The sequence below is a fragment of the Bacillus alveayuensis genome (genome assembly GCA_030812955.1).
Classification (GTDB): domain Bacteria; phylum Bacillota; class Bacilli; order Bacillales; family Aeribacillaceae; genus Bacillus_CB; species Bacillus_CB alveayuensis.
Genome location: JAUSTR010000005.1, coordinates 97,484 through 109,503, shown reverse-complemented (window position 1 = coordinate 109,503; position 12,020 = coordinate 97,484). Strand labels below are relative to the sequence as shown.

8 protein-coding genes are annotated in these 12,020 nt (G+C 39.8%); all 8 read left to right on the top strand.

Going from position 1 to position 12,020, the window contains the following annotated elements; genetic code table 11:
* Window positions 1–249 precede the first annotated feature (249 nt).
* Window positions 250–1,428 (top strand): acetyl-CoA C-acetyltransferase, encoded by a 1,179-nt coding sequence (locus tag J2S06_RS08570; protein ID WP_419152013.1) that lies wholly within the window; start codon window positions 250–252, stop codon window positions 1,426–1,428.
* Between the two features lie 194 nt (window positions 1,429–1,622).
* Window positions 1,623–2,474, top strand: a complete 852-nt coding sequence (locus tag J2S06_RS08565) for a 3-hydroxybutyryl-CoA dehydrogenase (protein WP_419152012.1) — start codon at window positions 1,623–1,625, stop codon at window positions 2,472–2,474.
* A gap of 23 nt (window positions 2,475–2,497) precedes the next feature.
* Window positions 2,498–3,634 (top strand): acyl-CoA dehydrogenase, encoded by a 1,137-nt coding sequence (locus J2S06_RS08560; protein WP_419152011.1) that lies wholly within the window; start codon window positions 2,498–2,500, stop codon window positions 3,632–3,634.
* A gap of 314 nt (window positions 3,635–3,948) precedes the next feature.
* Window positions 3,949–5,088 (top strand): acyl-CoA dehydrogenase, encoded by a 1,140-nt coding sequence (locus J2S06_RS08555; RefSeq protein ID WP_044894348.1) that lies wholly within the window; start codon window positions 3,949–3,951, stop codon window positions 5,086–5,088.
* A gap of 19 nt (window positions 5,089–5,107) precedes the next feature.
* Complete coding sequence (locus J2S06_RS08550; protein WP_044894349.1) at window positions 5,108–5,731, top strand: TetR/AcrR family transcriptional regulator; 624 nt, start codon at window positions 5,108–5,110, stop codon at window positions 5,729–5,731.
* Window positions 5,732–5,814: 83 nt separating this feature from the next.
* Window positions 5,815–9,072: a fused isobutyryl-CoA mutase/GTPase IcmF gene (gene icmF / locus J2S06_RS08545; RefSeq protein ID WP_419152010.1), complete on the top strand. Its 3,258-nt coding sequence runs from the start codon at window positions 5,815–5,817 to the stop codon at window positions 9,070–9,072.
* A 433-nt stretch (window positions 9,073–9,505) separates the two neighbouring features.
* On the top strand, window positions 9,506–10,021 hold the full coding sequence (gene rpoE, locus J2S06_RS08540) for a DNA-directed RNA polymerase subunit delta (protein WP_044894351.1): 516 nt from the start codon (window positions 9,506–9,508) through the stop codon (window positions 10,019–10,021).
* A 304-nt stretch (window positions 10,022–10,325) separates the two neighbouring features.
* Window positions 10,326–11,930: a CTP synthase gene (locus J2S06_RS08535; RefSeq protein ID WP_419152009.1), complete on the top strand. Its 1,605-nt coding sequence runs from the start codon at window positions 10,326–10,328 to the stop codon at window positions 11,928–11,930.
* The last annotated feature ends 90 nt before the right edge of the window (window positions 11,931–12,020 follow it).

The following is a 12,020-nucleotide window of genomic DNA, read 5'->3' as shown; positions in this document are numbered from 1 at the left end:
TTTGCAGTAAATCGAGCGAGCGTTCAGTCAATGGGGTATAGATAGTTTATTTGTCCTATTTTAATAAACTTTGTTGCTTTCGATTGTCCATGAACCGAACAAAGCATGCGTTCGGACCAATACCATTTGTCCGGCAATCAACTTTTGTTCGGTTCGCATCAAGCGTATCGCTTGCCTGACAGCCGAAAAGAGGCTGTAAAGCTAATTTTTTAGAAAAGAGCCAAATGAAAAAACGAAGGGGAGATTGAGATGGGAAAAACGGTTATTGTTAGTGCAGCGAGAACACCTTTTGGAAAGTTCGGGGGAGCTTTAAGCTCTTTTACCGCTTCACAGTTAGGGGGGATTGCGGTAAAAGAGGCTTTAAAGAGAGCCAATGTGGAACCAGAGGAAGTACAAGAGGTCATTTTAGGAAATGTTCTACAAGCCGGTCAAGGGCAAATTCCTTCTCGGCAAGCAGCACGTGAAGCTGGCCTTCCATGGCATGTTAAAACGGAAACCATTAACAAAGTGTGCGCCTCAGGTCTTCGAAGTGTTACGTTAGCCGATCAAATAATTCGTGCTGGAGATGAGGATTTGATTGTAGCAGGTGGAATGGAATCAATGAGTAATGCCCCATATTTATTGCCTAAAGCAAGATGGGGACTACGTATGGGCGATGGTGAGGTAAAAGATGCCATGGTACATGATGGTTTAACTTGCAGCTTTACAGGAGTTCATATGGGGACATATGGAAATGAAACAGCAAAAGAGCTTGGAATTACACGGAAAGAACAAGACCGTTGGGCACTTAGAAGTCATGAACGAGCGATTGCAGCCATCGAATCTGGAAAGTTCAAAGAAGAAATCGTTCCAGTTGAAGTTCACAAGCGAAAAGGATCACCGATTTCTGTTGAACACGATGAAGCACCAAGAAAAGACACATCCTTAGAACGCTTATCACAGCTTGCTCCTGTTTTTAATCATGACGGCACGATTACGGCAGGGAATGCACCAGGTGTAAATGATGGGGCAGCTGCACTTGTGCTGATGAGTGAGGAGCGTGCCAAACGAGAAGGAAAAACACCTCTTGCCACAATCGTTGCTCATACAGCGATCGCAGTAGAAGCAAAGGACTTCCCGAAAACACCTGGCCTTGTCATTAATGAGCTTTTACGAAAAACAGGGAAAAAGGTGGAAGATATCGACTTATTTGAAATTAATGAAGCATTTGCAGCCGTTGCGCTAGCTAGCAAGCAATTAGCGGGGCTAGACCCAGAAAAAATCAACGTAAATGGCGGCGCTGTTGCATTAGGCCATCCAATTGGGGCTAGTGGAGCACGTATTTTAATGACGCTTATTTACGAATTAAAGCGTCGTGGCGGTGGACTTGGTATCGCCTCTATATGCAGCGGCGGCGGCCAAGGCGACGCTATATTAGTACAAGTGTAAGAAAAGCCAATTTCATAAGGCTGTTTTCGTAAACTTTGTTGCTTTTCGACTCACACTAAAGTGTGACATATCAAGTATGTCGCTTGCCTAGACAGTCGAAAAGCTGTGGTTGTAAAGCAACAATCTTTTAGAAAAGAGCCTTTCATAAAAAACAATGTTTTTTCACTAATAAACAAAGGGGTTGAACTTCATTTATGAATGTACAAAAGGTCATGGTGGTAGGAGCAGGACAAATGGGTTCCGGTATTGCTCAAGTGTGTGCACAAGCAGGATATAATGTTATTCTTCATGACTTGAAAGATGAGTTTTTACAAAGAGGAGTAAATGTCATTTCTAAAAATTTGAATAGGCAAGTAGAAAAAAGTCGTCTTTCTGAAGACGAAAAAAAGGAAATATTATCTCGAATCAAGACGACAACTTCCTTAGAAGATGCAAAAGAAGTCGATCTCGTCATTGAAGCAGCTGTTGAAAAGATGGATGTAAAAATATCCATATTTAAGCAGTTAGACGAAATGACAAATGAACATACCATTTTAGCAACCAACACTTCTTCTCTGCCAATTACGGAAATAGCAGCAGCCACAAAGCGTCCGGAAAAGGTCATTGGTATGCACTTTATGAACCCTGTGCCTGTCATGAAGCTTGTTGAAATCATTCGCGGTCTTGCGACAAATAATGAGACTTACAAAGTCATTGAAGATATAACGAAAAAATTAAACAAGGTTCCAGTTGAAGTAAATGATTTTCCAGGATTTGTATCAAACCGAGTTCTAATGCCGATGATTAATGAAGCCATTTATACAGTCTATGAAGGAGTTGCAACCCCTGAGGCTGTTGATGAAGTCATGAAGCTTGGAATGAATCATCCGATGGGTCCATTAACATTAGCCGATTTTATTGGATTAGATACTTGTTTATACATTATGGAGATTCTTCATGAAGGATTTGGAGACGATAAATACCGGCCATGTCCTCTACTTCGTAAATATGTTAAAGCAGGATGGCTTGGCCGGAAAACAGGAAGAGGGTTTTACACTTACGAGTAAAGACATCAAAGGGGATGGGAAACATGAACTTACACTTTACAGAAGAACAGCAAATGATGAGAAGAATGGTCCGAGATTTTGCGGAAAGTGAAATTGCCCCATACATTGAGAAAATGGAAGAAGGAGAATTTCCAAGAGACATTTTAAAAAAAATGGGAGAGCTCGGCCTCATGGGGATTCCCATTCCAGAAGAATATGGCGGCTCTGGCATGGACTTTACCTCTTACATTATTGCGATTCATGAGTTATCGCGAGTAAGTGCAGCAATAGGTGTAATCTTGTCTGTTCATACGTCTGTTGGAACGAATCCGATTTTATATTTCGGTACGGAAGAGCAAAAGAAAAAGTATGTGCCGAAGCTTGCAAAAGGGGAATATTTAGGAGCATTTTGCTTAACGGAGCCTAGTGCTGGCTCGGATGCAGCAAGTCTTAAAACAAAAGCGGTTAAACAAGGGGATTATTATAAATTAAACGGTTCAAAAGTGTTTATTACAAATGGGGGAGAAGCGGATACGTATATCGTTTTTGCTCGGACAGGGGATGAAAAAGGCAGCAAAGGGATATCAGCATTTGTCGTTGAAAAGGATACACCTGGATTTATTATCGGAAAAGACGAAAAAAAAATGGGGCTACATGGTTCGCGAACCGTTCAAATTACCTTTGAAGATGCGCTTGTACCTGCTGAAAACTTAATCGGAGAAGAAGGGCAAGGGTTCAAAATTGCAATGGCTAATTTAGACGCTGGACGAATCGGGATTGCCGCCCAATCATTAGGGATTGCTGAAGCAGCCTTAGAGCATGCGATTTTTTACAGTAAAGAACGCCGCCAGTTCGGAAAGCCAATTGCGGCAAACCAAGGCATTGGTTTTAAGCTGGCTGATATGGCCACACAAGTAGAAGCAGCGAAATTATTAACCTATCAAGCTGCTTATTTACGGGACAATGGGCAACCGTGTGGCAAGGAGGCATCAATGGCGAAGCTTTTTGCCTCTCAAACGGCTATGAATGTTGCGACAGAAGCGATCCAAGTGTATGGGGGATATGGATATACAAAAGATTACCCCGTTGAGAGGTTCTTTAGAGATGCGAAAATATGTCAAATTTATGAAGGGACAAGCGAGATTCAACGCATTGTCATTAGCAAGCATTTATTAAAATAAATCAGGCGTGTTGATTAACCAATAATAACCAGTTGAGATGGCTCTATTTCTAGCTTTTCTGCCGGAGTCGGCAAGCGAATCGCTTGCCGACTGGGCATGCTATACGCATGCCCTTCTCGAACAAGAACATCAGCGGCCAAATGAATTTGCCCGCTAGCGTTCTTGTTCGAGGGATGTGGCAGAAAAGCTTGTGTTCAGCCATACGATTCTGTATGTCTAAGTAAAATAATGGATAATCAACACTTGTGAAAATAATTTACTTTTTAAAATTAAGGGGATTACAAAAAACAACGTAAACATGGGGGATGTAAAACATGAACTTTAAATTAAGTGAAGAACATGAAATGCTTAGAAAAATGGTTCGTGATTTTGCTGAAAATGAAATTGCACCAACGGCAGCTGAAAGAGATGAAGAAGAACGTTTTGATCAGGAAATTTTTGATAAAATGGCGGAATTAGGGTTAACAGGGATTCCGTGGCCTGAAGAGTATGGCGGCATTGGTAGTGATTATTTAGCGTATGTCATTGCAGTAGAAGAGCTTTCTCGTGTCTGTGCTTCAACAGGCGTCACATTATCCGCTCATACATCGTTAGCAGGATGGCCTATTTATAAATTTGGTACAGAGGAACAAAAACAAAAATATTTAAAACCGATGGCTCTCGGTGAAAAAATCGGTGCATACGGGTTAACAGAACCAGGATCAGGATCAGACGCTGGTGCAATGCGGACAACGGCACGGCTAGAAGGAGATCACTATATCTTAAATGGATCAAAAATTTTTATTACAAATGGTGGAGTTGCCGATATTTATGTTGTTTTTGCATTAACAGATCCATCTCAAAAGCATAAAGGAACAAGTGCATTTATCATTGAGAAAGATTTTCCTGGTTTTTCAGTTGGAAAGAAAGAAAAGAAGCTTGGTATTCGTTCATCTCCTACGACTGAAATTATATTTGAAGATTGTAAAGTTCCGAAAGAAAACTTACTTGGCAAGGAAGGAGATGGATTTAAAATTGCCATGATGACATTGGATGGCGGACGAAATGGTATTGCTGCACAAGCTGTTGGGATCGCTCAAGGAGCTCTTGATGCAGCTGTTCAATATGCGAAAGAACGTCACCAATTCGGCAGACCGATTGCTGCTAATCAAGGGATTGCCTTTAAGCTCGCAGATATGGCCACACAAATAGAAGCAGCTAGACTATTAACCTATCAAGCAGCATGGCTTGAATCAGAAGGACTGCCTTACGGAAAAGAATCAGCCATGTCGAAGCTATTTGCAGGAGATATAGCGATGAAGGTAACGACAGAAGCTGTTCAAATATTCGGGGGATATGGCTATACAAAGGATTATCCAGTCGAACGTTTTATGCGTGATGCTAAAATTACGCAAATATATGAAGGAACACAGGAAATTCAACGTCTTGTTATTTCAAGAATGTTAACGAAATAAAGGGTTTTGGTGGTTGTTTATGTCAAAACGTCAAGTACCGGCATCTGTAAAAGATGAAAGGCTAATTGAAAAAAGACGAGAGCAAATGGTTAAAGGGGCCGTTAATTTATTTAAAGAAAAAGGATTCCATCGCACGACAACAAGGGAGATTGCAAGAGAGGCCGGTTTTAGTATCGGCACTCTCTACGAATATATTCGCCAAAAGGAAGACGTTTTATATCTTGTTTGTGACACAATCTACGATGAAGTCAGGGAACGTCTTGAACAAGATATTGATACGAAACAAGGAACGATTGAAAGTTTAAAACGAGCGATCGCAAACTATTTTAAAGTTGTTGATGAAATGCAAGATGAAGTGCTTGTTATGTACCAAGAGGTTAAGTCACTTTCTAAAGATGCCCTTCCATATGTTCTACAAAAAGAGCTAGAAATGGTTGGGATGTTTGAAAAAGTGTTAGAAGGATGTGTCAATAAAGGGGAGATTTCTTTAACGAAATCTGAACAAAAGCTATGTGCACATAACATCTTTGTGCAAGGACAAATGTGGGCTTTTCGCCGTTGGGCATTACGAAAAATGTATACGTTAGAAGAGTATATTGCTTTGCAAACAGATTTACTTTTAAAAGGAATTTCGAAAAAGTAAATCATTTTGATCAACGATAAATTTTTGTAAATCAAATCTTCTAAGAAAAAAGCTTAATTAGATTAAAGGGGATGGGATGGAATATGGCACATATATATCGGCCGAAGAATAAGGTTCGATTTGTGACTGCGGCTAGTTTATTTGATGGACATGATGCCTCCATCAACATTATGAGACGTATTTTGCAAGCAAGTGGTGCAGAAGTCATTCATCTTGGACACAATCGTTCAGTTGAAGAAATTGTGAATGCTGCTATTCAAGAGGATGTACAAGGGATTGCCGTATCCTCATACCAAGGCGGACATGTCGAATTTTTTAAATATATGTATGATTTGCTAAAGGAAAAAGGTGCTTCACATATCCGTATTTACGGAGGCGGCGGAGGAGTCATCATTCCGAGGGAAATAAAAGAGCTTCATGAGTATGGAATTGCGCGTATTTTTTCACCAGAGGACGGGCGGCAATTAGGTCTTCAAGGGATGATTAATGTAATGATGGAGGAATGCGACTTTCCGACGATTCAAGAAGGAATGATGTCTGTCGAAAAAGTGAAAACGGGGGATGTGCAAGCGGTTGCACAAATGATCACCCTTGCGGAAACAAAGGTGCTGGCAAAGGAAGAAGCAGCTGCAGCGATGGAGCAAGTTTTTGAAGAAATAAAAGATTTGCCTTCTTCTGCTCCTGTTATTGGTATTACGGGAACAGGAGGAGCGGGGAAGAGCTCGTTAACAGATGAGTTAATACGCCGTTTCTTAAATGAAGTTCCTAACATTAAAATTGCTGTCCTTTCCGTTGATCCGACCAAGCAGAAGACGGGTGGGGCGCTATTAGGAGACCGAATCCGCATGAACGCTATTTTTAATCCGCGTGTTTTCATGAGAAGTTTAGCGACTCGAGAGTCACGTTCCGAATTGTCTCTTGCCATTCAAGATGCGATTGCCATTGTCAAAGGAGCAGGATATGACCTCGTCATTGTGGAAACAAGCGGGATTGGCCAAGGTGATGCGGAAATAAGAAGAATATGTGATATTGCCATGTATGTGATGACGAGCGAGTTCGGTGCACCATCACAACTTGAAAAAATTGATATGATTGACTTTGCTGATTTAATTGTCATTAATAAATTTGAAAAAAAAGGCTCAGAAGATGCAAAACGTCAAGTGCAAAAACAATATCAACGCAGTCATATGCTTTTTGACAAAGAGCTTGATGAAATGCCTGTTTATGGAACGATTGCCAGCCAATTTAACGATCCCGGTACGAACACACTATTTAATGCACTATTAAACTTAATAAACGAAAAAGCAAATAAACAATGGACATCAAGTCTTCCTTCTGTCAAAAATGTAGAAAAGCAAAATTTAATTATACCTCCTGAACGTCGTTATTACTTACGAGAAATTAGTGAAACGGTTCGCCATTACCATAAAAAGGTCGAGGAACAAGCTGAAATAGCACGCCGCTTATATCAAATTGAAGGTTCAATCGAAACATTGAAGCAAAAAGAAGGAAATGAGGATGTGATAGCCTCATTAGAGACGTTGAAAAATCGTTTAGAAGAAAAGCTTACTCCAGAATCAAGAAAAATCCTTTCCTCTTGGGAAGAGTTAAAACATAAATATAATCAAGATGAATTTGTAACGGTCATACGCGGCAAAGAAATTCGCACGAAGCTCAAAACAAAATCATTATCAGGTTTAGACATTCCGAAAGTGGCGCTGCCAAAATATAAAGATTACGGAGAAATCCTGCGTTGGGTGTATAAAGAAAATGTCCCTGGTTCATTCCCTTATACAGCAGGAGTGTTCCCATTTAAGCGGGAGGGAGAGGATCCAAAACGTCAATTTGCAGGAGAAGGAACACCAGAACGAACGAATCGCAGATTCCATTATTTATCAAAAGAAGATTCAGCTAAGCGGTTAAGTACAGCCTTTGACTCTGTTACTTTATATGGCGAGGATCCTGATTATCGCCCTGACATCTACGGAAAAGTTGGGGAAAGTGGGGTAAGTGTTTGTACGTTAGACGATATGAAAAAGCTATATGATGGTTTTGATTTATGTGCACCAACGACTTCTGTTTCCATGACCATTAATGGACCAGCACCGATTATTTTAGCCATGTTTATGAACACGGCTATTGATCAGCAAGTGAAAAAGAAAGAGGCTGAACTGAATCGAACATTAACAAAAGAAGAGTACGAGGAAGTGAAAGCGTATACACTGCAAACGGTTCGCGGCACTGTTCAAGCAGATATTTTAAAAGAAGACCAAGGCCAAAACACATGTATTTTCTCAACCGAATTTGCCTTAAGAATGATGGGGGATATTCAAGAATATTTCATTGAAAATAAAGTGAGAAACTATTATTCTGTTTCCATTTCTGGCTATCATATTGCAGAGGCTGGCGCCAACCCAATTTCACAGCTAGCCTTTACGTTAGCAAACGGATTTACGTATGTTGAGTATTACTTAAGCCGCGGCATGCATATCGATGACTTTGCCCCAAATTTATCGTTTTTCTTTAGCAATGGGCTTGATCCAGAGTATACAGTCATTGGCCGTGTTGCAAGACGCATTTGGGCAACGGTGATGAAGGAAAAATACGGAGCAAATGAGCGAAGCCAAAAGCTCAAATACCATGTCCAAACGTCAGGACGTTCGCTTCATGCTCAAGAAATCGACTTCAATGATATTCGCACAACTCTTCAAGCGTTAATGGCCCTTCAAGACAACTGCAACTCTCTTCATACGAATGCTTATGATGAGGCGATTACGACACCGACAGAGGAGTCAGTACGAAGAGCGATGGCAATTCAGCTTATTATTACAAAAGAGCATGGTTTAATGAAAAATGAAAATCCACTGCAAGGATCGTTTATTATTGAAGAATTGACAGACCTTGTCGAAGAGGCTGTATTAAAGGAATTTGATCGAATTAATGAACGCGGTGGAGTGTTAGGTGCAATGGAGTCGCAATATCAACGCGGGAAGATCCAAGATGAATCGATGTATTATGAAATGAAAAAGCATTCTGGCGAACTTCCAATTATCGGTGTGAATACGTATTTAAATCCTAATCCACCAAAAGAGGAAGATGTTGATAATATGGAGCTTGCTCGGGCAACGAAGGAAGAAAAAGAAATACAAATTCAGAATTTACGAGAGTTCCAGAAAAAGCATCAGCATGAATGTCAAGAAGCTTTGGAAAGATTGAAGAAAACAGCTGTATCCGGCGGCAATATTTTCAAAGAACTAATGGAAACCGTCAAAGTTGCAAGCCTCGGACAAATTACGAAAGCCTTATATGAGGTAGGCGGCCAATATCGTCGAAATATGTAAAAAGTAATGAAGGGAGTGGTGTGTTTAAGCCCACTTCCCTTCTTTTTTCGAATCATGTAAAAATAAAATACATAAACATAAAAAAATAAGGCTGTTTTCGTAAACTTCTTGCTTTTCGACTCACACTAAAGTGTGACATAGCAAGCATGTCGTGTTTGGACAGTCGAAAAGCTATGATTGTAAAGTAGCAATCTTTTAGAAAAGAGCCAAAAATAAAAAACATTTACAAAGATTTTTTAAAATTAAAAGAAATAATGTGGCATAAAGCTGTCAATATTGTTTATAATGAATGGTATGCTAACATATTGTCCATAATTAAGGGATTGTTTTGCCTTTTTATACTGAACTTATCATTCCATTTTTTTCGATAGAATCAGCAAAGCAATCCCATCAACCAACATAGATGAAATTCCGAGAAAGGGAGTGCCAGACCTTGAGTTTAACGCAATATTCACCAGAGCAACTGAAGGAAATGTCGATGGTAGAAATTGCCTATCTCATTCTTTCTGAAAAAAAACAAGCGATTACTTTTAAAGAATTAATGGATGAAATTTCTCGCTTGCTCGATTTAACACAAGAACAAGTAGAAGATCGAATTGCTCAATTTTACACAGATATCAATATAGATGGTCGATTCATTTGTATTGGTGAAAATAACTGGGGCTTAAGAAGCTGGTATCCGTACGATCAAATTGAAGAAGAAACACAGCCAATGGTGAAAACGAAAAAGAAAAAAGCGAAAAAAGTTTATGATGATGATCTCGATATCGATGAAATCGATGATGATCTCGATTTTGATGAATTAGACGATTATGAAGAAGATGAAGAGGACTTTGATGATACAGAAGAAGATTTTGATGATGAATTAATAGATGATGATTACGACGACGTAGAAGACGATGATTTAGACGAAGACTTAGATCTTGATGATGAAGAAGAGGAGCTTTAAGAATCAGTCTTTCACGACCTCTCAATATGCAGACGATTATTGCGCCTAGAAAATGTTTTATTTAGATGATCAGTTGGTCCTGTGTAATCAAAGGGTTGACTTTCTCATTTTTCCTCGCTAATATTTTATTTGGGCTCTTTAAAAACGATGTTAATCAGCTCCCTTTCCATAGCGGAAGGGAGCTTTTTTATTTTTTAGAGAAAAGATTGTCTCTATGTTGTGAATAGCTTTTTACACAATATGACAATATGTGTGAAAGTTTTGGTAAACATTATAGGATAGAGTACATCGGGAGGGAAAATATATGACGAAGTATATTTTTGTAACCGGAGGAGTTGTATCTTCTTTAGGAAAAGGGATTACGGCTGCTTCATTAGGACGTTTATTAAAAAATCGCGGCTTAAATGTGACGATCCAAAAATTTGATCCTTACATTAATGTGGATCCAGGTACAATGAGTCCTTATCAACATGGGGAAGTGTTCGTAACGGATGATGGTGCCGAAACAGACCTTGACTTAGGCCACTATGAGCGTTTTATTGATATTAATTTGAATAAATACAGCAATGTCACAACAGGTAAAATTTATTCAGCTGTTTTGAAAAAGGAACGTCGTGGAGATTACTTAGGTGGGACGGTGCAAGTAATCCCACATATTACAAATGAAATTAAAGATCGTGTTTTCCGAGCTGGAAAAGAAACTAATGCGGATGTCGTTATTACAGAAATTGGCGGAACAGTTGGAGATATTGAGTCTTTGCCTTTCCTTGAAGCAATCCGACAAATTAAAAGTGATGTAGGGCGTAATAACGTTATGTATATTCATTGTACACTCGTGCCATATATTAAAGCGGCAGGAGAAATGAAAACGAAACCGACTCAGCATAGTGTGAAAGAGCTGCGTTCATTAGGAATTCAGCCGAATGTGATTGTCGTTCGTACAGAAATGCCGATTTCTCAAGAAATGAAAGATAAAATTGCCCTTTTCTGTGATATCGATCCGAAAGCTGTCATTGAAGCGCGCGATGCTGATACATTATACAGTGTTCCACTAGCACTACAAGAGCAAAATTTAGATCAAATCGTTTGTGAGCATTTGCAGCTTGAATGCGGCGAAGCGGATATGACCGAGTGGATTGAGCTAGTGAATAAAGTGCGCAATCTTTCGAAAAAAGTCCGCATCGCTCTCGTCGGAAAATATGTTGAGCTTCAAGACGCATATCTTTCTGTCGTAGAAGCCTTGCGCCATGCTGGTTATGCTTTTGATGCAGACGTAGAAATCGATTGGATTAATGCGGAGCATGTTACAAACGAAAACGTTCATGATTGCTTAAAGGACGCAGATGGTGTGCTTGTACCAGGTGGCTTTGGTGATCGTGGGGTTGAAGGGAAAATTGTGGCAGTGAAATATGCTCGTGAGCAAAAAATTCCTTTCCTCGGAATATGCTTAGGTATGCAGGTGGCATCGATTGAATTTGCGCGTAACGTCTTAGGATTAGAAGGAGCACATTCAGCGGAAATTGATCCAAACACAAAATATCCAATTATTGATTTATTACCTGAGCAAAAAGATGTAGAAGATCTCGGCGGAACATTGCGTCTTGGTTTATATCCTTGTAAGCTTGTGGAAGGAACGCGTGCGTTTGAAGCATATCAGGATGAAGTCATTTATGAACGCCATCGCCATCGCTATGAATTTAACAATGAATTCCGTCAGCAAATGGAAGATGCTGGATTCATTTTCTCAGGGACAAGTCCTGATGGTCGATTAGTCGAAATCATTGAATTAAAAGATCATCCTTGGTTCGTGGCGTCTCAATTCCATCCAGAATTTACATCTCGCCCAACGAGACCGCAGCCGTTGTTTAGAGACTTTATTCAAGCATCATTAAATAATGCTAGTCATTAAGGAATAGATAGGCTGTCCCTTAAGTGTTTGGCCTTACACGGAGGGGTCTGACACAGGGACAGCCTCTATTTATGATAAAGGATTGAATCA